Annotated in this window: 23 protein-coding genes; 13 read left to right on the forward strand and 10 right to left on the reverse strand. The window is 70.8% G+C overall.

All coding sequences use genetic code 11. The features are described from left to right. The first annotated feature begins 161 nt into the window (after positions 1–161). The 3 genes from AC3RXZ_RS13405 to AC3RXZ_RS13415 are packed head-to-tail and all read left to right on the forward strand — an operon-like array spanning position 162 to position 3,584. Entirely contained in the window at positions 162–1,310 is a 1,149-nt protein-coding gene (locus tag AC3RXZ_RS13405; RefSeq protein WP_491494325.1) for an ROK family transcriptional regulator, read from the forward strand. Then, on the forward strand, positions 1,307–2,236 hold the full coding sequence (locus AC3RXZ_RS13410; protein WP_491494326.1) for a polysaccharide deacetylase family protein: 930 nt from the start codon (positions 1,307–1,309) through the stop codon (positions 2,234–2,236). Before AC3RXZ_RS13405 ends, AC3RXZ_RS13410 begins: the two co-directional genes overlap by 4 nt. Positions 2,237–2,249: 13 nt before the next feature. Continuing rightward, positions 2,250–3,584: an MFS transporter gene (locus tag AC3RXZ_RS13415; RefSeq protein ID WP_491494327.1), complete on the forward strand. Its 1,335-nt coding sequence runs from the start codon at positions 2,250–2,252 to the stop codon at positions 3,582–3,584. A gap of 160 nt (positions 3,585–3,744) precedes the next feature. Here AC3RXZ_RS13415 and galE read toward each other — a convergent pair whose 3' ends face one another. The 3 genes from galE to galT all read right to left on the reverse strand — a co-directional run bounded on the left by galE (position 3,745) and on the right by galT (position 7,263). Continuing rightward, the gene (gene galE / locus AC3RXZ_RS13420) at positions 3,745–4,719 is read right to left on the reverse strand and encodes a UDP-glucose 4-epimerase GalE (RefSeq protein ID WP_243229581.1); all 975 of its coding nucleotides are present in this window, start codon (positions 4,717–4,719) and stop codon (positions 3,745–3,747) included. Positions 4,720–4,798: 79 nt separating this feature from the next. Beyond that, the gene (gene galK / locus AC3RXZ_RS13425; RefSeq protein ID WP_491494328.1) at positions 4,799–5,980 is read right to left on the reverse strand and encodes a galactokinase; all 1,182 of its coding nucleotides are present in this window, start codon (positions 5,978–5,980) and stop codon (positions 4,799–4,801) included. 107 nt (positions 5,981–6,087) lie between these two features. Beyond that, entirely contained in the window at positions 6,088–7,263 is a 1,176-nt protein-coding gene (gene galT / locus AC3RXZ_RS13430) for a galactose-1-phosphate uridylyltransferase (protein ID WP_491494368.1), read from the reverse strand. A gap of 72 nt (positions 7,264–7,335) precedes the next feature. On the opposite strand from galT, the gene AC3RXZ_RS13435 reads away from it, so the two are divergent. Further along, entirely contained in the window at positions 7,336–8,319 is a 984-nt protein-coding gene (locus AC3RXZ_RS13435; RefSeq protein WP_491494329.1) for a LacI family DNA-binding transcriptional regulator, read from the forward strand. A gap of 60 nt (positions 8,320–8,379) precedes the next feature. Here the strand turns inward: AC3RXZ_RS13435 and AC3RXZ_RS13440 are convergent, their stop codons facing one another. The 6 genes from AC3RXZ_RS13440 to AC3RXZ_RS13465 form a co-directional block, all read right to left on the reverse strand. Continuing rightward, complete coding sequence (locus AC3RXZ_RS13440) at positions 8,380–10,455, reverse strand: beta-galactosidase (RefSeq protein ID WP_491494330.1); 2,076 nt, start codon at positions 10,453–10,455, stop codon at positions 8,380–8,382. 34 nt (positions 10,456–10,489) lie between these two features. Continuing rightward, positions 10,490–11,143 carry a DUF624 domain-containing protein gene (locus AC3RXZ_RS13445; RefSeq protein WP_491494331.1) on the reverse strand — a complete coding sequence of 218 codons (654 nt, stop codon included), beginning with the start codon at positions 11,141–11,143 and terminating at the stop codon, positions 10,490–10,492. Between the two features lies 1 nt (position 11,144). Beyond that, a complete protein-coding gene (locus AC3RXZ_RS13450; RefSeq protein WP_243229586.1) occupies positions 11,145–12,083 on the reverse strand; it encodes a carbohydrate ABC transporter permease in 939 nt (312 codons plus the stop codon). Continuing rightward, positions 12,080–13,075, reverse strand: coding sequence for a carbohydrate ABC transporter permease (locus AC3RXZ_RS13455; RefSeq protein ID WP_243229587.1), 996 nt, complete (start codon positions 13,073–13,075; stop codon positions 12,080–12,082). Before AC3RXZ_RS13455 ends, AC3RXZ_RS13450 begins: the two co-directional genes overlap by 4 nt. 71 nt (positions 13,076–13,146) lie before the next feature. After that, positions 13,147–14,439, reverse strand: a complete 1,293-nt coding sequence (locus tag AC3RXZ_RS13460; RefSeq protein WP_243229588.1) for an ABC transporter substrate-binding protein — start codon at positions 14,437–14,439, stop codon at positions 13,147–13,149. Between the two features lie 163 nt (positions 14,440–14,602). Then, positions 14,603–15,604, reverse strand: coding sequence for a LacI family DNA-binding transcriptional regulator (locus tag AC3RXZ_RS13465; protein WP_243229589.1), 1,002 nt, complete (start codon positions 15,602–15,604; stop codon positions 14,603–14,605). 82 nt (positions 15,605–15,686) lie between these two features. On the opposite strand from AC3RXZ_RS13465, the gene AC3RXZ_RS13470 reads away from it, so the two are divergent. Continuing rightward, the gene (locus AC3RXZ_RS13470) at positions 15,687–17,207 is read left to right on the forward strand and encodes an alpha-N-arabinofuranosidase (RefSeq protein WP_243229590.1); all 1,521 of its coding nucleotides are present in this window, start codon (positions 15,687–15,689) and stop codon (positions 17,205–17,207) included. A gap of 58 nt (positions 17,208–17,265) precedes the next feature. On the opposite strand, the gene AC3RXZ_RS13475 is transcribed toward AC3RXZ_RS13470, so the two are convergent. Then, positions 17,266–18,270 carry a LacI family DNA-binding transcriptional regulator gene (locus tag AC3RXZ_RS13475; protein WP_491494332.1) on the reverse strand — a complete coding sequence of 335 codons (1,005 nt, stop codon included), beginning with the start codon at positions 18,268–18,270 and terminating at the stop codon, positions 17,266–17,268. A 179-nt stretch (positions 18,271–18,449) separates the two neighbouring features. Here AC3RXZ_RS13475 and AC3RXZ_RS13480 point away from each other — a divergent pair, with 179 nt between their 5' ends. The 8 genes from AC3RXZ_RS13480 to AC3RXZ_RS13515 all read left to right on the forward strand — a co-directional run bounded on the left by AC3RXZ_RS13480 (position 18,450) and on the right by AC3RXZ_RS13515 (position 26,232). After that, the gene (locus AC3RXZ_RS13480) at positions 18,450–18,869 is read left to right on the forward strand and encodes a DUF4383 domain-containing protein (protein ID WP_243229592.1); all 420 of its coding nucleotides are present in this window, start codon (positions 18,450–18,452) and stop codon (positions 18,867–18,869) included. Between the two features lie 11 nt (positions 18,870–18,880). Continuing rightward, positions 18,881–19,450, forward strand: a complete 570-nt coding sequence (locus AC3RXZ_RS13485; RefSeq protein ID WP_243229593.1) for a hypothetical protein — start codon at positions 18,881–18,883, stop codon at positions 19,448–19,450. 154 nt (positions 19,451–19,604) lie between these two features. Further along, entirely contained in the window at positions 19,605–20,765 is a 1,161-nt protein-coding gene (locus AC3RXZ_RS13490) for a Gfo/Idh/MocA family protein (protein ID WP_491494333.1), read from the forward strand. After that, positions 20,765–21,925: a dihydrodipicolinate synthase family protein gene (locus tag AC3RXZ_RS13495; RefSeq protein WP_491494334.1), complete on the forward strand. Its 1,161-nt coding sequence runs from the start codon at positions 20,765–20,767 to the stop codon at positions 21,923–21,925. Before AC3RXZ_RS13490 ends, AC3RXZ_RS13495 begins: the two co-directional genes overlap by 1 nt. Before the next feature lie 76 nt (positions 21,926–22,001). After that, positions 22,002–22,853: a sugar phosphate isomerase/epimerase family protein gene (locus tag AC3RXZ_RS13500; RefSeq protein WP_491494335.1), complete on the forward strand. Its 852-nt coding sequence runs from the start codon at positions 22,002–22,004 to the stop codon at positions 22,851–22,853. 89 nt (positions 22,854–22,942) lie between these two features. Then, positions 22,943–23,698: a sugar phosphate isomerase/epimerase family protein gene (locus AC3RXZ_RS13505; RefSeq protein WP_491494336.1), complete on the forward strand. Its 756-nt coding sequence runs from the start codon at positions 22,943–22,945 to the stop codon at positions 23,696–23,698. 132 nt (positions 23,699–23,830) lie between these two features. Beyond that, positions 23,831–24,862 (forward strand): LacI family DNA-binding transcriptional regulator, encoded by a 1,032-nt coding sequence (locus AC3RXZ_RS13510; protein WP_491494337.1) that lies wholly within the window; start codon positions 23,831–23,833, stop codon positions 24,860–24,862. A gap of 278 nt (positions 24,863–25,140) precedes the next feature. Further along, on the forward strand, positions 25,141–26,232 hold the full coding sequence (locus AC3RXZ_RS13515; RefSeq protein ID WP_491494369.1) for a glycerate kinase: 1,092 nt from the start codon (positions 25,141–25,143) through the stop codon (positions 26,230–26,232). Positions 26,233–26,438: the final 206 nt, after the last annotated feature.

A 26,438-nucleotide genomic window follows, 5' to 3' on the forward strand; every position in this document is an offset into this window, starting at 1 on the left:
CCGCCCGCCTTCTGCTACACCTTTCGGCGGATGCCACAGAAAACTTCTGTGGCATTCGCCGATTCGTGGCGCAGAACCCGCCGGCGGGAAGTGTGACACAATGTGGCGAGAACTCTGACACTTTGTGTCATACTGATCCCGACGAAGCGCGAGGAAGCGACGTGACACGACCTCCAGCCGGCCCGCAGACCCTGCTGCGGAGCCTGAACGCGCGAGCGATCCTGGAGGCGCTGGCACGTCGCGGCCCCCTGACCCGCGCGGAGTTGACGGGCGAGACCGGGTTGTCGCGGACGGCCGTCACGCAGGTCCTGAGGATGCTGGAGACCGGGGAAGCTGTGGCATCCGCTGGGGTGGACCGCGCGACGCACGGACCGGCGGCGACCCGGGTCTCCCTCCATCCGTCGCTCGGATGCGCGGCCGCCGTCCACATCGATCACCATGCGGCGAGCGTCGCGATCATCGATGCGACCGGCCGCGTCCTCGCAGAGCGCACCGGCCCGTTTCCCGCCATGGGAGACCTGTCCGACCGCGTCGACGCCGTGACCGCCTTGATCGGCACCGCGCTGACACCGGCGGGGGGACCGTTGCGCGTCGCCGTCGTCGGGGTCCCCGGCATCGTCACCCGCTCGGGCGAGATCCGCGACGACCAGGGCCCGGACGGCGGCGCGTTCCGGTCGGCGCTCACGACGCGGCTGGGCTGCGACGTGCGCATGGAGAACGACGTCAATCTCGCGGCCCTCGCCGAGCTCGCCGGCACCGTCGCCACGGACCTGGAGAGCTTCGCGCTGCTCATGATCGACGACGGCCTGGGCGCCGGGATCGTCATCGACGGGAGCCTGCAGCGCGGGTCGGGAGGCATCGCCGGCGAGGTCATGTACCTGCCCCACCCGGACCTTCCCGTCGGGGCCCCGGTGCTCAACGAGGTGGTCGTCGCCGACCTCGCGCTGACGAACGGCCGAGACCCGGAGGCGCCGCTGCGGGTGCACCTGGACGCGGCTCTGGAGGGCGACGCGGCCGCGATCGAGATGATGGCGGAGCTGGCGCGCAGACTCGTGCTCGTCGCAGGCGGCATCACGCTCGTCGTCGATCCCGCCGCCTACATCCTCGCGGGTGACGCAGCGCATCCCGCGTTCGTCGACGCGGTGCGCCAGGCGGCCGACGACGTCGCGCACCTGCTCCCGCTCGCCTTCCGCGTGTCGTCCTTCGGCCGCGAGGCGACGCTGGTCGGAGCGGTGAGCGAGGCCACCGCCGTTCTGCGCGAGACCGTCTTCTCCGCCGTCCTCACCCGAACCGACAGGACCCCGCGATGACGTCTCCCTCGGATCTGACCGCCCGCCTCGGACTCGACCCCGAGGCGCGGGCCGTCATCATCAACGCCGACGACTTCGGGATGTGCCACGCCGCCAACACCGCCATCACCGGCCTGCTCGAGCGCGGACAGCTGGACTCGACCACGGTCATGGTGCCGTGCGCCTGGGCACCCGAAGCGCTCGCGTTCGCCGCCGCGCGCACCGACCTGGACATCGGCGTGCACCTCGTCCTGACGAGCGAGTGGAGCGACTACCGCTGGCGTCCGCTGACCGGTTCCGCGACCTCGCTGACGGACGCGGCGGGATACTTCCCGGTCGAGGTGCGCGCGGTCGAGGAGCACGCGGACGCCGCGGACGTCTCCGCCGAGATCGCCGCGCAGCTGCAGGCGGCGCTGGATGCCGGGGCCGACGTCACGCACCTCGACAACCACATGGGATCCGTCTACGGCCTGGAGACCGGGCGGGACTTCCTCGGCGAGGTGTTCGCCCTCGCGGCGGCGCACGGGCTGCCGTTCCGGTTGCCGCGCATCGTGGACGGACCCGAACTCGACCCGGCGCTCCAGCCGGTGCTCGACCGCGCCGCAGCCGCCGCCGACGCGGCGGGAATCGTCATCCCTGATCGGCTGTGGACGCATCCCTTCGCCCTCGCGGGGGAGGGCACGGACGCCGAGGAGACCTACGAGCAGGTGCGGGACGGATTCCTCGCGCTGCTGAGGGCGGTGCCGGCCGGCGTCACCGAGATCTATCTGCACCCCATGGTCGACGACGACGAGCTGCGCGCGGCGGTCGACTTCAGCGCGGCCAAACGCGGATACGAGCTGCGACTGCTCACGGACCCGCTCGTGGCCGCTACGATCGCCGACGAGGGTCTCGTGCGGATCGGCTGGCGGGCCCTGCGCGATCTGCAGCGCGGCGGGAGCCGCTGAGGCGAGGAGAGCCATGAGCCTGGTCACCCGCATCCGAGACCGACGCCTCGGCGATGCGCCCAGCCGGGCGCAGACGATCGCGTTCGGGGCATCCGGCTTCCCGACGCAGCTCATGGCGCAGACCTTCTCGGCCTTCGTCGTGTACTTCTACGTGGCGCACCTCGGCGTGCCGGCCGAGTGGGTCGCCGCGGCCATGATCGCGCACGGCATCCTCAACGCCCTGCTCAACCCCGTGGTGGGCGCCCTGTCCGACCGGATCCGCACGCCGTGGGGACGGCGGGTCCCGTGGATCGGGCTGGGCATCGTGCCGCTGGTCGTGGCGTTCGCCCTGGTCTGGATGCCGCCTGCGCTGCCCGCCGGCGGACTGATCGTGTGGTTCCTCGTCGTGGTCGCCGTGTACGACATCGCCTTCGTCGTGGTGGTGCTGAACATCTCGGCGCTGTTCCCCGAGATCTTCCGCACCACGGCCGAGCGGGCGCGCGGCAACGTCCCGCGGCAGATCTTCGCGATCGTCGGGATGGTGCTGGGGACGGCCGGGGCACCGCTGCTCTACGACAGCATCGGCTGGCCGGGGATGGCGATCGCGCTGGGGGCGGTGTGCCTGGTCATGCTCGTGTGGTCCTTCGCCGGCGGCATGATCGAGCGCCGAGGGGAGGTCCCGGATGCCGAGGCCGCCATGAGCTGGAGCGACCAGCTGCGCTACACGTTCGGCAACCGCGCGTTCGTCCCGTACGTGCTGGGATCGCTGTTCGTGCAGACCTCGATCGCCGTGATCCTCGCGGCGATCCCGTTCTACGTGCGCTACTCGCTCGGCGCGGCCGAGGGCGACGGGAGCATCCTGCTCGGGGCCATCTTCGCGACCGCCATCCCCGCCATCGTGCTGTGGAGCGTGGTCGTGCGGCGCACGACGCCGAGGACCGCCCTGCTGTGGGCGGTGGCCGTGTTCGGGATCACGGTGCTGGCGTACCTGCTGCCCACGAGCGTTCTCGGCGCGGCGCTGGTCGGCGTCGCCGTCGGGATCGGCGTGGGCGGGCTGCTGCAACTGCTCGAGGTCGTGCTGTCCCAGATCATCGACGAGGATGCCGCGCGCACCGGGCACCGTCGCGAGGGCGTGTACTTCGGCGTGAACGGATTCGTCGTGCGGGGCTCGGTCGTGCTGCAGGCGATCGTGGCGGCGTGGGTGCTGAACGCGGCCGGATTCGACTCCGCGCTGGGCGACGCCCAGCCGGATGCCGTGGACGGCGGAATCCGCATCATGCTCGCCGTCGTGCCGCTGGCATTCACGGCGCTCGGCTGGCTGTGCTTCTGGCTGTACCCCATCCGCACGCGGGACTACGCCCCCGCGTGATCCCGCGTGCGCGCTCCGTCGTCGCGCGCGTCCCTTCGCCGCCCGCGTCCCGTCGCCACCCGCCGCCCGCGAGACTTGGTTTGCGGGGCGAGACTTGGCGCCGTAGACCAAGTCTCACCTCGGAAACAAAGTCTCGCGGCCCGAAGCAGCGCGCGAGGGATCAGGCGCTGCGGCGGGCCTCCCAGCCGGTGCGGACCATCTCGTCGACCGTGTAGCGCATCTTCCAGTCCAGGTCGCGGGCCGCGAGGTCGCCGGCCGCCACGATCCGGTCGGGGTCGCCGGGGCGGCGCGGACCGATCTCGGGCGTGAAGTCGATGCCGGTGACGCGGGCCACGGCATCCATGATCTGCTTCACGCTCAGCCCCTCGCCGGAGCCGAGGTTGTAGGCGGGCTCGATCGGCTCGCCCGCGACGAGGCGCTTCGCGGCGGCGACGTGCGCCGCGGCGATGTCGCCGACGTGCACGTAGTCGCGGACGTTCGTGCCGTCCGGAGTGTCGTAGTCGTCGCCGTTGATCCGCGGGGTCTTCCCGGCCAGCAGCGCCTCGAAGACGATCGGGAAGAGGTTGTGCGGGCTGACGTCGTACACCGCGGGATCGGCCGAGCCGACGACGTTGAAGTAGCGCAGCGAGGTGTGCCGCAGAGGCGCGTCGGACGAGGCCGTCGCGGTCGCCTGATCGCGCAGCAGCCACTCGCCGATGAGCTTCGACTCCCCGTAGGGGCTGGCCGGAGCCTTCGCGGTGTCTTCGGTGACGAGGGCCACGTCCGGCGTGCCGAAGACCGCGGCGGACGACGAGAAGACGATGTTCGTCACGCCGGCGGCCGCCATCGCCTCGAGGATGATCCGGGTGCCCTCGACGTTCTGCGCGTAGGTGTGCAGCGGGCGCTCGACCGAGACGCCGGCGTACTTGAACCCCGCGACGTGGATCACGCCGTCGGCGTCGTGATCGCGCAGCGCCTTCTCGACGAGGTCGCGGTCGAGGATCGAACCCCGTACGAACGGGACGCCCTCGGGCGCGAAGGACGCGACGCCGCTGGAGAGGTCATCGAGGATGACCGGCTGGAGCCCGGCATCCGCGAGAGCGCGGACGACGTGCGATCCGATGTAGCCGGCGCCGCCGGTGACGATCCAGGACATGCTGTTCCTCTCCTGCCGCTGCCGCGGCTCGCTTCCTATTCTTCCAGCCCGGATGCTTCTTCCAGCCCGGAACCCGCGATCACGCGTCGCGGCGGGCGCCGGCGGACGGCGTCACAGTGAACAGCGCGGGCGCGGCGTGGCCGGCCGCGGCGAAGGCCGCTTCCACGGCGGCGGACACGGCGGCCTCGGCATCCGCCTCGATCAGAGCGATCGCGGCGCCGCCGAAGCCTCCGCCGGTCATGCGCGCACCGAGCGCTCCCGCCGCGAGCGCCGCCTCCACCGCGGTGTCGAGCTCGGGGACCGAGATCTCGAAGTCGTCGCGCATCGACGCGTGCGAGGCGACGAGCAGGTCGCCGATCGCGCGCGGCCCCTCGGAGCGCAGCACGGCGACCGTGTCGAGGACGCGCTGGTTCTCGGTGACGACGTGGCGCACGCGACGGAACGTGACATCGTCCATCAGCTCCTGCGCCCTGGTCAGGTCGTCGACCGAGACGTCGCGCAGCGACGGCACGCCCATGATCGCCGCGCCGCGCTCGCACGCGGCGCGGCGCTCGCCGTAGCCGCCGGTGGAATGGGCGTGCTTGACGCGCGTGTCCATCACCAGGATCGCGAGCCCCGCCTCCGCGACGGCGAGCGGGACCTGCTGGGCCTCGAGCGTGCGGCAGTCCAGGAAGATCGCGGTGTCGACTCCGCCGATCATCGACGCCATCTGGTCCATGATGCCGGTCGGGGCGCCGACGGCCTCGTTCTCGGCTCTGCGCCCGATCCGGGCGAGGGCCGTGCGGTCCAGGTCCGCGTTCCAGAGGTCGTTCAGGGCGGAGGCGGCGGCCCCCTCGATCGCCGCGGAGGACGACAGCCCCGCGCCGACGGGCACGTCGGAGGCGATGGCGATGTCGACGCCGGACCCCGTGGCCCCGGCATCCTGCAGCGCCCACGCGACGCCGAGCGGATAGGCCGCCCACTCGGGCACCGCGGGCTGCGCGCCGGCCGGCGTGGGGAACAGTCGGTCGAGCTCGTCCAGGGCGACCTCGACCGGCTCCTCGGCGAACGTCGAGGCGACGCTCACGCGGCCCAGGCCGTCGGTGCGCAGGCCGACGGCCGCGACGGTGCGATGCGGGATCGCGAACGGCAGCACGAAGCCCTCGTTGTAGTCGGTGTGCTCGCCGATGAGGTTCACGCGGCCGGGGGCCGACCAGATGCCGTCGGGCTCGCGGCCGGCGAGGGAGGCGAACAGCTCGCGGGCGGTGGTCTCAGTGGTCATGGTGTCCTCTTGTGGGGCGTCGTTGCGGGAGTTCTCGGGCGGACGGCGGATGCCGGCAGCTGCGGCGCGACCGGATGCCGTGACGGGCGGTTCCGGTCGCCAGCGGTTCAGGCGGCGGGGTCGGCGACCGACGCGACCGCGTCGCGCAGGCGCGCGGCGGAGGTCTCCGGCGGGATCTCTGCGGTCCAGGCCCACATCGCGGACTCGCTACCGGCCAGGAACTTCAGCTTGTCGGCGCCGCGGCGGGGGCTCGTGAGCTGCAGGTGCAGGCGCACGGTGTCGCGCCCGACGTTCACGGGGGCCTGATGCCAGGCCGCGATGTAGGGCGTCGGGGTCTCGTAGAGGGCGTCGACGCCGCGCAGCAGCCGCAGGTACAGCGGAGCCAGCTCGTCGCGTTCGGCATCCGTCGTGGCGGCGAAGTCGGGGACGTGCCGATGCGGCATGAGGTGGACCTCGAGGGGCCAGCGGGCGGCGAACGGCACGAAGGCCGTCCAGTGCTCGCCCTGCAGCACGACGCGGTCGGAGTCTCGTTCGGAGTCGAGGATGTGCTGGAACAGCTCGGGGGCGGTGCGGTCGATGCTGTCGAGCACGCGCGTGGTGCGCGGGGTCACGTACGGGTAGGCGTAGATCTGGCCGTGGGGATGCGGCAGGGTCACGCCGATCGCCTCGCCGCGGTTCTCGAACGGGAAGACCTGCTCGATGCCGGGGAGCGCGGACAGCGCCGCGGTGCGGTCCGCCCACGCCTCGATGACGGTGCGGGCACGGGTGACGGTCTGGGTGCCGAACGAGCCGGAGTGCTCCGGGCTGAAGCACACGACCTCGCAACGCCCGACCGAGGTGCGCGTGCGCTCGAGGCCGAGGGTTGCGAGGTCGTCGAGTCCGCGCGGGGGGTTGGATGCCGTCGGTACGCCGCCGAAGCCGTCGGGCAGGGCGGGCCCGAAGGCGGGGGAGCGGTTCTCGAACACCGCGACGTCGTAGCGGGACGGGATCTCGGACGGGTTCGTCGGGGTCTGCGGGGCGAGCGGGTCGGCGTCCGCCGAGGGCATCATGACGCGGTTCTGCCGGTTCGCGGCGACCGTGATCCAGTCGCCGGTCAGGACGTCCAGACGCATCGTCGCGGTGTCCGGGCGCGGATCGAGTGCGCGCGCGTCGACGGCGCGGTCAGGGCCGAGAGTGGTGCCGGGGTCGTCGAAGTAGATGAGCTCGCGCCCATCGGCGAGGGCTGTCGCGTGCTTCACGACTCCGGCGCCGAGCTCGGTCCGGGTCGATGCGGATTCCTGCATGTTCACGTAAACACGGTAGCCCGCCGGCGGTGGTAACGTCAACATGCAGGAGTTCGGAACGAGGAGGGCGCGATGACACCGGGCGGACGCGCATCGAGCGGGCGCGTGTCGATGGCGCAGGTCGCCGCACGCGCCGGCGTCTCGGGGCAGACCGTCTCGCGCGTCGTCAACGACAGCCCGCGCGTGGATCCGGCGACCCGGTCCCGCGTCGAGCGGGCGATGGCCGAACTCGGATATCGCCCGCATCCGGCCGCTCGCGCGCTGCGCACCGGACGATCGCAGACCATCGGCCTCGTCGTCACGACGCTCGCCACGGTCGGAAACTCCCGGATGCTCCAGGCCACCGCCGAAGCGGCGGAGGAGCGCGGCTACGCGCTCACGGTCGTCACGGCCGCGGGCGAGGCGGGCGTGAGCCGGGCGTTCCAGCGTCTGCACGATCAGGGCGTGGACGGCGCGATCGTGTTGAACGAGGCATCCGCGCAGGTTCCGGCCTCCGAGCGACCCACAGACCTTCGCCTGGTCGTCGTCGACGCCCCGGACGGCTCGGGACTGCGTGCCGTCCACAGCGACCACGCGGGAGGGGCACGGCTGGCGACGGCACGGCTGCTCGAGTGTCACGACACCGTGCACCATCTCGCAGGGCCCGCCGATTCGTTCGCCGCGGCCGAGCGCGAGCGCGGTTGGCGCGAGACGCTGATCGCGGCCGGGATCGACCCGCCGGCCGTCGTCCGCGGTGACTGGTCGGCGGATTCAGGTCATGCGGCGGCCGGAGCTCTTGACGAGGCATCCGCCGTGTTCTGCGCGAACGACCAGATGGCGCTCGGCTTGCTGCGCGCCCTGGCGGACGCCGGCAGACGGGTGCCGAAGGACGTCGCGGTGATCGGCTTCGACGACGTTCCGGATGCCGCGAACTACCGTCCCCCGCTCACGACCATCCGCCAGGACTTCGCCGCCCTCGCGCAGCGCGCGGTCGGCGCGCTCGTGGCGGACATCGAGGGCGGCGCGGCCGATTCCGGCGTCATCCCCACGCGGCTCGTCGAGCGCGCGAGCGCGTAACCCGGCCGCGCCCGGTCGTCCGACGCCTACCGTGCCGAGCACGCTTTCGCCGGAGTGCGATCAGGCGATCGCGGAGCCCGACAGCGCCGACGGGCGTGCGGACGGCGCATCCGCAGGCGCGAGGATGAAGGCCACGCCCTGGGGGTCCAGCGACACCCGCTCCACGGCATCGCCGGTCTCGGCATCCGTGCCGGTGATGGCGATCTCGACGGGGTGCTCGCCGTGGTTGATGAGAGTGACGAGCTCGCCGCGACGGGCGACCTCGGCCCCGGGTGGGAGCTCGTCCACCAGGGGGCGGACTCCCGCCGACTCCACGACGGTGCCGACGAGCGCGTCGAGCGCCGCCGGATCGGGATGCGTCGCGACGTACCACGCCTCACCTCTGCCGAACGCGTGCCGCGTGATCGCGGGCGAACCCGTCTGCAGACCGTTCTCGAACACCGCGACGACCGTCGCACCCGCCGGATGCACCGTCTCCGCGACCAGGCGCCCGACGCTGCTGCTCCCGTCGAACGAGAAGGAGACCGAACCTCGTGCCGCAGCGTCCCGGGAGGCCTGGACGTCGTCTGCGCTCAGCGCCCCGACGCCGCTGCCGCCGCTCGATTCCCCGGCGAGCGCGCCGAAGTCCTCGTACCGCAGACCGAGCACGTCGCCGAGCCGGGTGAGGAACCCGCCCGTGCGGAACTGATCGTGCTCGTCGACGATGTCGGTGAAGGGACCGGTGATGAGTGTTCCGCCGTCCTCGACGAATCGGGCGAGCGCGGCCGCGCCCTCGTCGCGGAGCAGGTACAGCACCGGGGCGACGACGAGGTCGTATCCGGATGCCGCCTCCTCGGGTCCGATCACGTCGACCTGGATGCCGCGGGCGTGGAACGCGCCGTACCACTCGAGCGTCAGCGCCAGGTAGTCGATCTCGGTCGGATGATCGCGCTCCTCGACCGCCCACCAGTTCTCCCAGTCGAACACCAGCGCGACCTGCGCGTCGCGTCCCGGTGCGGGAAGGTCGCCGAGCGCCGCGAGCCGGGCTCCCAGGTCCGTGACCGCCCTCCACGTTCGGGTGTCGGTGCCCGCATGCGGCAGCATCGCGGAATGGAACTTCTCGCTTCCGGCGCGGGACTGGCGCCACTGGAAGAACATGATGCCGTCGGCGCCGCGGGCGATCGACTGCGCGGTCTCCGCCATCAGCGCGCCCGGGGTCTTCCCGGGGTTGGCGGGACGCCAGTTCACGGCATCCGTCGCCTGCTCCCAGAGCATCCACGGCACCCCCGGCTTCAGCGAGCGGATCAGGTCGCGCTGGAAGGCCGCGTCGCGGATGCGGTTCGGGTTCGACGGGTCGGGGTAGCAGTCGTCGGCGATGACGTCCATGAACGGCGCCCAGCCGCGGTAGTCCGCCGGTTTGAAAGGGCCCATGAAGTTCGTCGTGATCGGCTGGGTCGCGCCGGCCTCGATGAGGATCTCGCGCTCGGCGAGGTAGCACTCCAGCAGCATGTCGCTCGTGAACCGGCGCCAGTCCAGCATCGAGGACGGGTTATGGCTGTACGGGGCCAGACGCGGAGGGAAGATCTCGTGGAAGGCGCCGTACGCCTGCGACCAGAAGCTCGTGCCCCACGCCTCGTTGAGCGCGTCGACGGTGCGGTAGCGCTTCGCCAGCCACACGCGGTACGCGTCGCGCGCGGCATCCGAGAAGTCCATCCACAGATGGCAGCCGAACTCGTTGCCGACGTGCCACATGACCACGGCGGGATGCTGAGCGTAGCGTTGCGCCAGACGCCGGACCAGCTCGCCGGCCAGGCGCCGGTAGGTGGGCGAAGACGGCGCGAAGTGCTGTCGGCTGCCCGGCCAGTAGGACGCACCGGTCTCATCGACCGGGAGCGTCTCGGGGTACGTCGCGCTCACCCACGGAGGCGGGGACGCCGTCGCGGTCGCGAGGTTCACCCGGATGCCGCCGGCGTGCAGCTTGTCGATCACGGTGTCGAGCCAGTCGAAGTCCCACACGTGCTCGGCCGGCTGGATGCGCGACCACGCGAAGATGCCGAGGCTCACGATGTTCACTCCGGCCTCCTGCATGAGGCGGACGTCCTCGTCCCACACCTCCTCCGGCCACTGGTCGGGGTTGTAGTCGGCTCCGTACAGCACGTCGAGCAGCTCCAGTTCTTGCTTGGATGAGGGTTCAGGCGCGGCGGCGGGGACGCGCCGGGACGGCGACGGCGGCGAAGGCCGCGCAGCCGAGTCCGGCGAGGACCAGCGGGATGAGCATCCAGGTGACGACGCCGACGAGCACGGCGGCGACCGCGAGATAGATCGCGCCGACCGGATCGGATGCCGCATTCCGGAACGCGGCCCCGACGGCAGCACGCCAGCCGGACTCGGGAGTCCACGCGCTCGCCGTCAGGAGCACGAGTGCCGCGCCGGCGACGAGTCCGGCCCACCCGATGAGGGCGATCGCCTCTCCTCCGGGCAGGGCGCCGGTCGCCGCGACCCGGATGTCGACGACCAGCACGACGGCCAGGACGACGGCGGCGGCGCCGACCACGAGTCCTCCGGGAAGCAGAGCCGTGCGCCAGTCGTGCCAGAACGTGCGCGCGTGGGACTCCTCGGCGTTCACGTAGCGGCGCAGGTGCCGGATGCCGGCGGCCAGCGCGGCCGGGAGCGTCACGACGGGGAGACCGGCCACGGTGATCAGCAGTCCGGTCCACAGCACCTCGCCGAACAGGGCGAAGGCGCCCTTTGCTCCCGGGAAGCGCGCCGGAGGGCGGTCCTCGAGCGTGGGGCCGCTGCCGGAGGCGTCCGCACGCCGAGCGGCGCGGAGCTGCGTGCGATCCATGTCAGCCCTTCAGTCCCTGGGTGGCGACGCCGTCGACGAGGAAGCGCTGGAAGACCAGGAAGAACAGCAGCACCGGGACCAGCGCGATGAAGCTCGCGGTGACGGTGGCACCGTAGTCGGCGCCGCCGGAGGAGGCGTCGTTGTAGAGGCGCAGCGCGATGGGGAGGGGGTAGTTCTCGGGACTGGTCAGGTAGAGCAGCGGACCGAGGAAGTCGTTCCACGCCCAGATGAACGCGAAGATCGAGCAGGTGATGAGCGCGGGCTTGATGAGCGGCAGGATGATCGCCCAGAAGATGCGGATGTGACCTGCGCCGTCGATCCGCGCGGCCTCGTCCATGTCGCGCGGCATCTGGCGCATGAACTGGACGAGCAGGAAGACGAAGAACGCCTCGGTGGCGAGGAACTTCGGCAGCAGCAGCGGCCAGAACGTGTCGACGAGGTCGAGCTCGTTGAAGATGATGTACTGCGGGATGATCACGACGTGGAACGGCAGCAGCAGGGTGCCGATCATCGCGGCGAACAGGATGCCGAGGCCCTTGAACTGGATGCGGGCGAACGCGTAGGCCGCGAGGGCGCTGGAGAGCACGGTTCCGACCACCGCGCCGGCGGCGAGGATGAACGAGTTCAGGAAGAACCGCCACATCGGCACTCCGGCGATGCCCTCCATGACCTTGGCGTAGTTCTCCAAGGTCGGGGAGTCCGGCAGCAGGCCGATGCTGGAGCCGAACTCGCTGTTGGGCTTGAACGTCGAGAACAGCAGCCAGACCAGGGGGTAGAGCACGACCGCGGTCAGCGCGATCAGGGCGACGAGCCAGATGATCGTCTGCCAGGTCCTGCGCTTGATCGGTCGCCTGGCCGGGGCCGCGGGAGTGGTCTGCTGCTGCGCGAAGATCGGGGTCGTCGCGGACGGCGATGTCGGGGTCGTGTTCGAGACGCTCATCGGTTGTCTCCGGCGTAGTGGACCCAGCTGCGCTGGGTGCGGAACAGGATGAAGGCGATGACGGCGACGACCGCCAGCAGCACCCAGGCGATGGCCGCGGCATATCCCATCTGGCCATCGGAGAATCCGCGCTTGTACAGGTACAGGGTGATGAAGTTCGTCATCCCGGCGGGGCCGCCGGTGCCGTTGGAGATGATGTAGGCGGACGCGAACACCTGGAAGGCTCCGATCAGCCCCAGCAGCAGGTTGAAGAAGATGACCGGGGAGAGCATGGGCATGGTCACCGCGCGGAAACGGTGCCAGGCGCCCGCGCCGTCCATCTCGGCGGCTTCGTACAGTTCCTTGGGGATCTGCTTGAGGCCCGCGAGGAAGATCACCATGGTGGATCCGAACTGCCACACCGCCAGCAGGATCATCATCGGCAGGACGAGCTCAGGGATGCCGATCCATCCGCCGATGTCGATGCCGAAGAGGTTGAGCGAGTTGTCGACGGGGCCGTCGGTGGCGAACATCGCACGCCACACGATGGCCACCGAGACGGAGCCGCCGATCAGCGACGGGGCGTAGAACGCCGACCGGAAGAACCCGGCGCCCTTGTCGCGATAGTTCAGCAGAATCGCGACTCCGAGCGCTGCCGCCAGGGTGATGGGCGTGCCCACGAGCACGTAGACGAGGGTGATCTGCGCGGACTGGATGAAGCTCGGGTCGTTCGTGAACATCCGGACGTAGTTGTCCAGCCCGATCCACTTCGGCGGCGAGAAGATGTTGTAGCTGGTGAACGACAGGTACAGCGAATAGATCATCGGGATGAGCGTGAGGCCGAAGAAGCCGATCAGCCACGGGACGAGGAATCCGTAGCCCGCCAGGGTCTCGCGCCGCTCGCGACGCCGCTGGCCGGGCCGGTCCAGATGCTCCGGACGGCGTCTGCGGAAAAGGGGACGGCGTGAGGGCTTCTCGCCCGTCACGATGACTCTGGTCGCAGTGGTGCTCACGGGACTCTCCGATGCAGGTGTTTCAGGATGAGGAGAGGGTCCGGGCGCCCAGGGCGCCCGGACCGCTCGGCTCACTGGTTAAGGACGACGTCCATCTCGGAGAAGAACTGCGACACCGCGTCCTCCACCGTGATGGTCCCGAAGTTGAGCTCGGTGCCCAGCAGACGGAACTTCTCCTCGAGCGTGCCGAAGCCGACGATCGGCACGGGCGGGGCGTCTCCGAGGCGGTCGGCGATCGAGGCCTCGTAGTCGGCGATCTGCTGGCTCAGCGGATCGAGGTCCGCCGCTTCGAGCGCCGTCTCGGATGCCGGGATCCCGCGGTTCGTGCCGAAGATCTCACCCGACTGCGGCGAGTTGATGAGGAAGTCGACCAGCGTGGCGGCGGCCTCGGGATGCTCGGTGTTCGCCGCGATGGCGTGCAGCATCGAGGGCTTCAGGTACAGGTCCTTGGCGCCCTCCTCGGTGACCGGAGGGGCGACGAGCCCGAGCTCGGTGTATCCCTCGCCGAGGTTGCCGAGGTAGCCGGATCCGAAGTTGTCCCATGTCAGCTCGCTCGCGGCGATCGCGGTGTCGAACGGGCTGAGCGGCAGGATCTCCTCGACGCGCTGCTGCGGCACGCCGATGCCGTCGCGGATCCGCTGGCCGGACTCCCAGAACTCCGTCAGACGCTCTTCGTCGAAGCCGGGCTCGCCGTCTTCGCTGAAGAGGTAGGAGCCCTCGGCGCGCAGCTGCAGCTCGAAGTTCTGGATGCGTCCGGTGTAGTCGCTCCCGCCCCAGAAGGACCCGCCCGAGGCCTCGGTGACGTCCGCCATCCAGTCGGTGTAGTCCTCCCAGCTGCCGCCGGCGAACTCTTCGACGCCGGCCTGCTCGATCAGCACCGGGTTCGTGTACATGCCCCAGGCGTTCGTCGACGTCGGGATCGCGAACGTGGTGTCGTCGACGACGCCGATGTCGAGGATGTTCTGCGCCAGAGGTTCGGTCTGGATGACCGAGCCCAGGTAGGGCTCGAGGTCCAGCAGCAGGCCGTTCTGCGCGTACTGGCGCAGGTAGGAGTAGTCGAACTGCATCACGTCGGGAAGGTTCTTGCCCGCCGCTTCGGTCTGGCGCTTCTCCCAGAACGCCGGGAAGTCCAGGAACGAGGAGTTCACCGTGATGTTCGGGTACTCCTCGTTGAATGCGGCGATGACCTCGTTGTAGAGCTCGGCGCGCACGTCGTTGCCCCAGAACGCGAGGTCGAGCGTGACCTTCTCGTCGGGGTCGTATGTCGCTCCGGCCTCGGGCTCGCCGCCGGAGCAGCCGGCCAGGACGACGGCCGCGCTGACGGCCAGCGCGCCGGCGGCCAGCGATCGCTTCTTGTTGAACATCGTTGTCCTCTCTGTGAACGCCGGTGTTCGGACCACGGAACGACGGCGTCTCGGGTGGGGGATCATGCACGCGCCCCTTGGTGCAGGAAAGCGCTTACCGCAACGGTAACTCAGATAAAAACGTTTCGCAAGCAGCAGTGCGTCGGGAGAGGTGCGGCCCCGATCAGGCCGTCGACGCCCGCGCGCGCAGTTCGAACGGCGTCACGAACTCGCGCGCGTCCGCCGGGGCCGTGCCGCGGATCCGTTCCAGGAGGAAGGTCACCGCCGTGCGGGCGGTGACCTCGTGCGCGGGAGAGACGGAACTCAGTCTCGGGGTGAGGAACTCGCTCTCCGGCAGGTCGTCGAACCCGATGACGCGGATGTCCTCGGGCACGCGGATGCCGGCATCCGCGAGGCCGCGCAGTGCACCGATCGCGACGCCGTCCGTCGGGCAGAACACGCCGTCGACGGGCAGGCCGGAGGACGCGATGCGCCGGGCGGCGCGCAGGCCCTCCTGCATCGTGAAGTCCTCGATGTCGAAGAACAGCCGGGGATCCGGCTCGATCCCGGCATCCCGCAGGGCCTGCTGGTAGCCCTCGAGCCGCAGGTCGCGCACGGAGTCGGAGAGCGCGAAGCGGATGTCGATGATGGCGATGCGGCGCGACCCCTGCGCCACCAGGTGTGCTGTCGCGGCCCGCGAGCCGTCGATGTTGGGCATCGCGATGTGGTCCAGGGGGCTGTCGAAGATCCCCTCGCCGAGCAGGACGACCGGGTAGTCGACGCGCAGCAGGTGCTTGTCCTGCGGGCCGAGTCCGACGGTCGAGAGCAGCAGCCCGTCGTGCATGCGGTTCTGAGACAGGGTCATCGCCTCGAGCTCGCGTTCGCGCTGCGCATCCGTGTGCTCGATCTCGACGCGGTACCCCTCCTCGCCGGCGACCGTCGCGACGAGGGCGGCGAGCCGCGCGAAGTAGTGGTCGCCGATGTTCGGCACGGCCAGGCCGATCGTGCCGGTGCGGCCCGTGCGCAGGTTGCGGGCCGCGGCGTTGACCCGGTAGTCGAGCTCCTCGACCGCGGCCAGCACCTTCTGCCGCGTGGATTCCCGGACGTGCGGATGCCCGTTTAGGACGTTCGAGACGGTCATGGGGGACACCCCGGCCGCCTTCGCCACGTCCTGGATCGTCGCCATCAGCCCATCCTTCCGCGTCCCTTGCCCGGATCGGAATTGTATCGCTACAATTCCGGACGACCCCCATCTGGAGAAGGACATCATGCCCAGCACCCGCGTCGTCATCGACCTCGATCTGCCCGGCTCGACCATCAGCCGCCACCTCTACGGCCACTTCGCCGAGCATCTCGGCCGGTGCATCTACGGCGGCTTCTTCGTCGGGGAGGACTCGGACATCCCGAACGAGGGCGGCATCCGTCTCGACGTCGTCGAGGCGCTGCGCGAGCTGAGCATCCCGAACCTGCGCTGGCCCGGGGGCTGCTTCGCGGACGACTACCACTGGCGCGACGGCATCGGCCCGCGGGACGAGCGGCCCCGGATGGTCAATTCGCACTGGGGCGACGTCGTCGAGGACAACTCGTTCGGCACGCACGAGTTCATGCAGCTGTGCGAGCTGCTCGGCGCGGATGCGTACGTGAACGGCAACGTCGGCTCGGGCACCGTGCGCGAGATGAGCGAGTGGATCGAGTACCTCACGCGCGGCGACGACTCGCCGATGGCGGCCCTGCGCCGCAGCAACGGCCGGGACGAGCCGTGGAAGGTCCCGTTCTTCGGCATCGGCAACGAGGCCTGGGGCTGCGGCGGCAACATGCGCGCCGAGGCCTACGCGGACCTCGCGCGCCAGTACGCGACCTACGTGCGCGACCACGGGGACAACACCGTCTACCGGATCGCGGCCGGCGCGAACGTCGACGACTACGACTGGACCGACACGCTCATGAAGGCGCTCGGATGCCTCGGCTGCGACGGCCAGGGATCCTCGCCGTACCAGGCGGTGTCGCTGCATTACTACACGATGAGCGGCTCGTGGGAGGCCAAGGGATCCGCGACCGTGTTCGACGAGGACGAGTGGTACCTCGCGCTGTCCCGCGCCTACCGCATCGAGGAGCTTCTCACTCGGCACAGCACGGTCATGGACCGCCACGACCCCCGCAAGCGCGTCGGTCTCGTCCTGGACGAGTGGGGCACCTGGTGGGATGTCGAGCCGGGGACGAACCCCGGGTTCCTGTACCAGCAGAACACGCTCCGGGACGCCCTGGTCGCGAGTGTCCACTTCGACGCGTTCCACCGCCACGCCGACCGTCTCGTGATGGCCAACATCGCGCAGACCGTCAACGTGCTGCAGGCGATGCTGCTCACGGACCCCGACACCGGGGCCCTCGTGAAGACCCCGACCTTCCACGTCTTCGCGATGAACACCGGCCACCACGACGCGCGGGCGCTGGCGGCGCACGTCGTCGACGGCGAGACCAGGGAGAGCGACGGGCGCGATCTTCCCCTGCTGTCGGCCTCGGCATCCACCAAGGACGGCACGGCGCTCGTCTCGCTGTCGAACCTGGACGCCGACCGCCCGCGCACGGTCGTCCTCGACCTGCGCGGAGCGGCGGTCACCGGGTTCAGCGGCCGCGTCCTCACCGCGGACTCGGTGTCGGCGCACAACACTCCGGAGAACCCGGATGCCGTGACGCCGGTGGTTCTCGACGCCATCCGTCGTCACGAGCGGGGGCTCGAGATCGATCTGCCTGCGCACGCGTACGCGACGGTGTCACTGGAACTGGCGTGACCGAGCCGCTCGAGGCGTTCCGTTCGCGTGCTCCACTCGGTCGGAGGGGGCTCTCGGGCTACGAGGTCGATGCGCGGACCACGAGCTCGGGCTGATAGACGACGTTCGCGAGGTCGGGGGCCTCGGTGCCGGCGATGCGGGAGATGAGCAGTTCGGCCGCGGCGCGGCCCATCTCGCGAGCCGGCTGGCGCACCGAGGTCAGCGGGACAGTCGCGATGGCGGCGAACTCGATGTCGTCGTAGCCGACGACCGCGATGTCCTGCGGAACGCGGATGCCGCGGGCGGCGAGCCCGTGCACCAGCCCCATCGCGAGGTGATCGTTCGAGGAGACGACGCCGTCCGGGCGGTCGTCGGGCCGCCGATCGGCGAGCTCGTCGGCGAACGCCAGCCCGCGCCCGGTCGTGGCGCTCGTGGTCCAGATCGGCTCCAGCGAGATTCCCGGGTGCGCGTCGACGGCGAGCTGAGCGCCGGCCAGGCGCTCGCGCACCTGCCGAACCTCCTGCCGTGCGCCGACGAAGGCGAGTCGCCGGCATCCGATGTCGATGAGATGCTCGGCGGCCAGCCGTCCGCCGGCGACATCGTCGAGCGAGACGGACGGCAGCACGGCGTCGTCGTCCACCGCATCGACCAGCACGACCGGCATCCGGCGATCGCGCACGCGCTGCTGCCAGGGCTCGATCGGACCGAAGGGACTGACCAACACGCCCTCGACCTGGACCCGGTCGAACAGCTCGAGGTACTCCAGCTCCTTGGCGATGTCATCGTTGGCGTTGCCGACGAGAATGCGCAGCCCCGCATCCGACGCGACCTCCTCGGCGCCGGCGACCAGGTCCGCGAAGAAGGGGTTCGTGATGTTGATCACGGTCATGCCGAGCAGCGCGCTGCGTCCGACCCGCAGCTGCTGCGCCGCCTGGAGCGGGACATAGCCGAGACGATCACTGGCCTCGCGCACGCGCTGCGCGAGCTCCTCGCTGACCCGACCGGGACGGTTCAGCGCGTTCGACACCGTGCTGATCGACACGCCCGCGAGCTCGGCGACATCCCGGATGCCCACCCGCTTCATCTCGCCCTCCCTCGTCGGCCGGTCTCCCTGGTCATGGTAGGCGCTTTCCGCATCGGGTCGGCGCACGCGGCGGCTGAGGATCTCCGTCGCCGCGGCGAGGATCGGGCAATCCGATCGGCGCCGGCCTCCGAAGCTCCTGTAGATGCGGCACCGGCCGCACAGGAACAAGGAGGTCCATCATGAGCTCTTCCCCGAACCGCCTCGTCGCCACGGTCTTCGGCGCGGTCTACATCCTCGTCGGCCTGCTCGGCTTCGCCGTCACCGGGGGTGTGGGGTTCCTCGCGACGGAGGGAGGCCTGCTTCTCGGCATCTTCATGGTCAACCCGCTGCACAACGTGGCCCACCTGCTGATCGGCGCCGCGCTTCTCGTCGCGGGGCTGATGTCCGCGCGCGCGGCGAAAGCGGTGAACATCGTCGTCGGGGCCGCGTATCTTCTGCTCGGCATCGTCGGGTTCTTCCTCGTCGGCACCGCGTTGAACATCCTCGCGTTGAACACGTTCGATCACTTCCTCCACCTCGCGAGCGCGATCGTGCTGCTGGGCGTCGGCATCGCGACCGACCGTTCCGCTGACAGGCTCGCGTCGGGGCGGACGGCCTGACGGGCGCGGCGATGTCGACCCGTCCGCTGGTGACCGCCACCGCCGCGCCCCGGCAGGGCGTGGCGGTGGCATCTTGGCCCTCGATCGCGGCGTGGGGCGGTGGACTCATCCTGCTCGCACTCGGTGCGGGGGCCTCGACTGCGGCGGAGATCGCGCCGCCGGTCCGGGGTGTGGCCATGGCATTGGTGGGCGCCGGAGCCGCCTTCATCGGCTGGGGGACGGCTGCGCTGGTCGTCGGCCGGATCGTCGCTCCGCGAGTCGGCCTCGGCGCCGCGGCGGCCGCCGCCGCCCTGGCGATCCTCGCCTTCGTCCTCGACCCGGTGCGGATGGGCATCCTCGCGGTCGCGCCGGCGATCGCTCTGCTCGCCGTGGTCGGCATCGCGTGCGGGCGTGAGCGTCGCGCACCGCGAGGACGGTCGAGCAAGGGCGCCGCTCCGGGGCGGGTGCGCATGGCGGAGCTGGCGATCGCCGCTGTGCTGGCGGCGGCGATCGTGACGCCCGCACTCGCCGCCGTCGAGGCGGGGAATCTCGCTCCCGCGGGCGGGGATGTGGTGATCCCGGACACCGGGCACCATCACTGATCCGGAGTCGGGCTCTCCGCGAGGTCGTTCGCGTCCTACGGCGGTCGGTCCGAGACCGACCTGCTTGCGTCAGGATCCACTGCCGTGGCACACTAACGGAAAGCGTTTACCTCGGCATCCCGATCCGGATGCCGTCTCCTACGAACGGAATCCAATGTCACAGGCGACGACCCGCGAGATCGGGATCATCATGAACGGCGTCTCCGGACGCATGGGCTACCGGCAGCACCTGGTGCGTTCGATCCTCGCGATCCGCGATCAGGGTGGAATCGAGCTCTCCGACGGCACGCGGGTCACGGTCAAGCCGATCCTCGTCGGCCGCAGCGAGCAGAAGCTCGCCGAACTCGCCGCCAAGCACGGCATCGAGGACTACACCACCGACCTCGACGCGGCCCTCGCCGACGAGAAGTGGGAGATCTACGCCGACTTCCTCGTGACGAAGGCCCGGGCATCCGCGATCCGCAAGGCGATCGCCGCAGGCAAGGCGATCTACACCGAGAAGCCGACCGCGGAGTCGCTCGAGGAGGCCGTCGAGTTGGCTCGACTCGCCCAGGCGGCCGGGGTCAAGACCGGTGTCGTGCATGACAAGCTCTACCTCCCCGGACTCCAGAAGCTCAAGCGCCTGATCGACTCCGGCTTCTTCGGTCGCATCCTGTCGGTCCGCGGCGAGTTCGGCTACTGGGTGTTCGAGGGCGACTGGCAGCCCGCCCAGCGCCCGAGCTGGAACTACCGCACCGAGGACGGCGGCGGCATCATCACCGACATGTTCCCGCACTGGAACTACGTGCTGGAGAACCTCTTCGGCGAGGTGAAGAGCGTCTACGCGCAGGCAGCGGTGCACATCGCCGACCGCTGGGACGAGAAGGGCGAGCACTACACCGCCACCGCCGAGGATGCCGCCTACGGCATCTTCGAGCTCGACGGCGGCATCATCGCCGAGATCAACTCCTCCTGGACCGTCCGGGTGAACCGCGACGAGCTCGTCGAGTTCCAGGTGGACGGCACGCACGGGTCGGCCGTGGTCGGCCTGTTCGGTGCGAAGATCCAGCCGCGCAACGCCACTCCGAAGCCGGTCTGGAACCCCGACATCGAAGACACCCACGACTACGACGCCGACTGGCAGAAGGTGCCGACGAACGACGTGTTCCTCAACGGCTTCCGTCAGCAGTGGGAGGAGTATCTGGAGTCCTACGCGCTCGGCACGGACTACCCGTTCGACCTTCTCGCCGGTGCCCGCGGCGTCCAGTTCGCCGAAGCGGGCCTGGCATCCAGCGCCGAGGGCCGCAAGGTCGCGATCGAGAAGCTGTCGCTCTGATGTCGACGCTCCGTCTTCTCTCGGCATCCGGAGCGCTGTCGGATGCCGAGCTCAACGACTCCGGGGCGTACACGCGTCCGTCCTCGTCGCTTCAGAGCCGTGTCGCGTACGCCGCCGCGCACGTCGTGCCGAAGGTGCATGCCGACAACACTCCCGGCCAGCCCGCCGACATCGACTGGGACTCCACGCTGGCGTTCCGCCGCAACGTGTACTCCTGGGGTCTGGGCGTCGCCGACGCGATGGACACGGCCCAGCGCAATATGGGACTGGATGCCGCGGCCACGCGCGAGCTCATCTCCCGCAGCGCCGAGGTCGCCCGCGAGGAGGGCGGCTCGGTCGTGGTCGGCGTCAACACCGACCACGTCGACGAGACGCGCATCTCGCTCGATCAGGTGATCGACGCGTACGTCTCGCAGCTCGAGTTCACCGAGGAACAGGGTGCCGGACCGGTGCTGATGGCGTCACGTCATCTCGCTCGGGTCGCCGAGTCCGCCGACGACTACCGCCGGGTCTACCGGGCGGTGCTGTCGCGCGCGACGACCCCGGTCGTGCTCCACTGGCTCGGCACCGCGTTCGACCCCGAGCTCGAGGGCTACTTCGGGGCGTCCGACTGGCAGACCGCGTCGGGCGTGCTGCTCGACATCATCGCCGAGAACCCCGGCAAGCTCGCGGGCGTAAAGATGAGCCTGCTGAACGCCGAGAGCGAGATCTCGGTGCGCTCGCGGTTGCCCGAGGGCGTGCGCATGTTCACCGGGGACGACTTCAACTACGTCGGGCTCATCGGGGACTCCGCGGAGGGCCACTCCGACGCGCTGCTGGGCGCGTTCGCCGCGATCACCCCGGTCGCCTCCGCCGCGATCCAGGCTCTGGATGCCGGAGACGCCGCGGCCTACGAGCGCATCCTCGGACCGACCGAGGAGCTCAGCCGTCAGGTGTTCGCCGCCCCGACGTTCTACTACAAGACCGGCGTCGCCTTCCTGTCCTGGCTCAACGGCCACCAGCCGGCTTTCCAGATGGTGGGAGGGCTGCACTCGGCGCGGAGCCTGCCGCACCTCTCGCGGATCGTGGAGCTCGCCAACGCGTCGCTCGCTCTGGAGCAGCCGGAGCTCGCGCGCAAGCGCTGGCACGGGATGCTGCGCCTGAACGGGGTGGACGCATGACCGTTCGGCCCGACGCTCATCAGGCGCGACAGGTGACCCCGCCCCGCCGCCAGAACTGCACGAACGGAGCCGGACTGTGAGTCGCCTCTCCATCAACCAGGCCACGATCAAGTACGCGAACCTGGCCGATGCGCTGAGTGCCACGGTCGCCGGCGGAGTCGAGGCGATCGGTCTTTGGCGCGAGCCGGTGAACGAGGTCGGCCTCGCGACGGCCGCCGAGATGCTGACCGACTCCGGGCTGCGCTTCACGACGCACTGCCGTGGCGGCTTCTTCACACTGCCCGACGGCGCGGCCCGCGTCGCGGCGTTGGACGACAACCGACGTGCGATCGAGGAGACCGCGACACTGGCCGCCGCCGGCGCCGAGGGGTCGACCGCGATCCTCGTGCTCGTCGCCGGCGGGCTGCCGGAGGGCTCGCGGGACCTCGCCGGTGCCCGCGAGCGCGTGCGCGATGCGATCGGCGAGCTCGTGCCGGATGCCGCAACCGCCGGGGTGACCCTCGCGATCGAGCCGCTGCATCCGATGTACGTCTCGGACCGCTGCGTCGTCTCGACGCTCGGCCAGGCGCTGGACATCGCCGCGGACTTCGACGCGTCGGTGGTCGGCGCGACCGTGGACACGTTCCACATCTTCTGGGACCCGCAGGTGCTCGAGCAGATCGCGCGCGCGGGGCGCGAGGGGCGCATCGCCACCTATCAGGTGTGCGACTGGAAGACGCCGCTCGCCGCCGACGTGCTGCTCAGCCGGCACTATCCGGGGGACGGCGTGATCGACTTCGCGACCCTGACGCGCGCGGTGGTCGAGGCCGGATACACCGGCGACATCGAGGTGGAGTTGTTCAACGAGGACATCTGGGCGACCGACTACGCCGAGGTCGTGCGCCGCACGGCGGCGTCCTTCGACGCCGTGGTGGCCCCGCACCTCTGACCGGTTCGCGCCGCTCCGCCTGCGCCACGGAACCGCGTTCGGTGCCGGCGGAGTGGCACGGACGCGCGAGAAGGAAGGATGCTGGAGGCATGACGATCAGGATCGGACTCTGCTCGGTGACGTTCCGCCGCCTGGACGCCGCGGCGATCGTGACGGCGGCCGCGGAGGCGGGGCTCGAGTCGATCGAGTGGGGCGGCGACGTGCACGTCCCTGCCGGTGATGCCGCCACGGCCGGACGCGTCGCCGCGCTGACCGCGGACGCCGGGCTCGTCGTCGCCTCCTACGGGTCGTATTTCCGGGCTGCCGAGGGCGACGACATCGCACCGGTGCTCGACAGCGCCGAGGCCCTCGGCGCGACCCGCATCCGGGTGTGGGCGGGGTCAGCGGGGTCGGCCGACGCCTCCGCGCCGGAGCGCGCGCGGACGATCGATCGGCTACGGGATGCGGTGGAGGCGGCATCCGGGCGCGGGCTGGAGCTCGGGCTGGAGTTCCATGGCGGGACGCTCGCCGACACAGCCACTGAGACGCGGCGCGTGCTCGACGAGGTCGGCCATCCGGCCCTGCGCACCTACTGGCAGCCGACCGTCGGCGCCTCGGACGCCGTCGCGGTGGACGAGTACCGGGCGCTGGCCGACCGCGTCAGCGCCGTGCACGTGTTCTCCTGGTGGCCGCGGGGCGAACGGCTGCCGCTGGCCGAGCGCGCGGGGTTGTGGCGGGAGTTCTTCGCCGCGGCATCCCGCTCCTCCAGCCGGCCGAGTGACGCGCTGCTCGAGTTCGTGCCCGGCGACGACCCGGCCGTGCTCGCGCGCGAGGCCGCCACGCTGAGGTCGTGGCGCGATGCGTGAGCCGGGTGTTCCTGACTCCTCGCGGGCGGGCGCTCGCGCGGGACGGTGGGCGCTGAACGCGGCGAACCGGGCCGTTGCGGATGTCCGGTCGTGCGGAGTCGTGGAAACGTCCCGGACAGTAGGCTCGGGAGCATGACCCCCGCTCAGGACACCCCGGCGGCGCGGCCCGGGCGCGGCGCGACCCCGACGCTGCACGATGTCGCGCGCGAGGCCGGCGTCTCGCTCGCGACGGCATCCCGGGCCCTGAACGGCTCGGTGCGCAACGTCAAGGACGAGAACCGCGAGCGCGTGCGTCAGGCGGCCGAGAAGCTCGGCTACACGACGAACATCCTCGCGCAGGCCACCGTGCGCGGCACCTCGTCCGTGATCGCGCTGCTCGTCGCGGACATCGCCGACCCGTACTTCGGACTCATCGCCTCGGGAGTCGCGCGCGGGGCCGACGAGCAGGGCCTCATCGTGACGATCGCCGTCACCGAGCGCGACCCCGAGCGCGAGCTGCGTCTCGTCAGGGCCCTCCGCGGGCAGCGACCGCAGGGGCTGATCCTCGCGGCGTCCCGCGGCGATGAGGACACCGCGATGCATGACGAGGTCGAAGCGTTCGCGCGGCTCGGCGGACGCGTGGTGTCCTTCGGCGGCAGCGTCGCCGGTGAGCGGGTCGTGCAGATCGACAACGTCGCCGGCGCCCGGATGCTGGGCGAGGAGATGGCCGCCCGTGGCTACCGCTCCGCCGTCGTGCTGGCCGCGGCCGAGGGCATCCGCACCTCGGACGACCGCATCGCCGGCTTCCAGGCCGGCTTCGCCGCCGGCGGGGGGACGGCCGACCGCGTGTACCGCGCCGGCTTCGCGCGGGAGTCGGGTGCGACCGCGATGGCGGCAGCGCTGGCCGACGGGATCGAACCGGGGACGCTGGTCTTCGGCATGAGCGACGTCGTCGCGATCGGTGCGATGGCGGCGGTCCGGGATGCCGGGCGCGAAGTCGGCTCCGACATCGCCGTGTGCGGCTTCGACGACGTGCCGGTGAGCCTCGACGTGTCGCCCCCGCTGACGACGGTGCGCGTACCACTGAGCGAAGTCGGCTACCAGGCGTTCCGCGCGACGGTCGACGAGGACTGGACGCAGACCCCCATCGAGCTCGAGGTCGTCGTCCGCGAGAGCACGCCGTGAGCGGCGCCGATTCCGGTCGGGTTCCGGCCGGCTCCGGCCCGGATGCCGCAGCGCACGAGACCCGATCCGTGGAGTCGGTGTCGCAGGCGGAGGTGCCGGGGTCCGCGGCTGTCGGTTCCGGTCGCGATCCAGGCCGTTTCAATGCAGCGGCTATTGGGTCCGGTCGCGATTCAGGCCGCTTCGCGGCGGCGGAAGCGGCAACTACTGCGACCGGAACGGACGTCATCGCCTCGGAAACGGCGGAAAGTGCGACCCGAAGCGCTCGCGGGCCCCGCCGCATCGTCATCGCCCCGGACAGCTTCAAGGGGTCGATCTCGGCTGCCGACGCGGCGCGGGCGCTCGCCGAGGGCTGGAGCGAGGTCGAGCACGGTGCGGAGTTCGTGCTGCGCCCGATGGCCGACGGCGGCGAGGGCACCGTCGCGGCCTTCGAGGCGGCTGTCGACGGTGCGCAGCGTCATTCCCTGTTCGTCGACGGACCAGCCGGCGTGCCGATCGAGAGCAGCTGGCTGTGGCTTCCGCCGACGCCGGACGCGCCGCGCGGGACGGGGGTGGTCGATCTGGCTTCGACCTCCGGGATCGAGCTGCTCGACGAGCTGCGCCCGTGGGATGCCGACACCACCGGCTTCGGCCAGGCGATCGCGGCGGCGCTGGATGCCGGGGTCTCGAGGCTCGTCCTCGGGATCGGGTCGAGCGCGTCGACCGACGGCGGGATCGGCCTGCTCACGGCGCTGGGCGCGCGCTTCCTCGACACAGACGGCTCGCCGGTCGCATCCGGGGCCGCCGGACTGTGCGCCGTGGCCGCCGTGGACCGCGTGGGGTTGTGGGGAGCACCGGAGGCCCGCGTGCTCACGGATGTCACGAACCCGCTGACCGGCGAGCGCGGAGCGGCGGCGATCTTCGGGCCGCAGAAGGGTCTGACCGATCCCGAGGACATCCGGACGGTGGATGCCGCGCTCGCACGTCTCGCGAACCTGCTCGGGCTGGATCCGCAGATTCCGGGTACGGGCGCGGCCGGCGGGGCCGGAGCGGCGCTCGTGGCCTTGGGGGCGACCCTGACGCCCGGAGCCGGAGCCGTGGCCGAGTTGATCGGCCTGGCGGAGGCGATCGCCGATGCCGATGTCGTGATCACGGGCGAGGGATCGTTCGACGGCCAGTCGGGGGACGGCAAGGTCCCCTCGTTCGTCGCGCAGCTCGCGGCGGATGCCGGTGTGCCGGTGATGCTCGTCGCCGGCCGCATCACGCCCGATGCCGACACGGGTGCTTTCGCGGCATCCGCATCGCTCACGGACCTCGCAGGGTCCGCCGAGGCGGCTCAGGCCGAGGCCGAGCGCTGGCTGCGCGCCGCCGGCGCCGCCCTCGCCATTCGCTGAGCGCACCCGTCTCGCCCCTCGAGGGCGCTCGCCCTCCTCATTCGGTGCGCGAGCGCCCCCTTCTCGTTCGTTGAGCGAGCGGAGCGAGTCGAAACGCGGTGACCGTTCCTCAGTAACTCGCCCGTTTCGACTCCTCGCTTCGCTCGTCGCTCAACGAGCGGAGGGGGAACGCCCCGAACGGGACTGGAGACGCCCGACTCGTCGCC

This window comes from Microbacterium cucumeris (genome assembly GCF_058349845.2).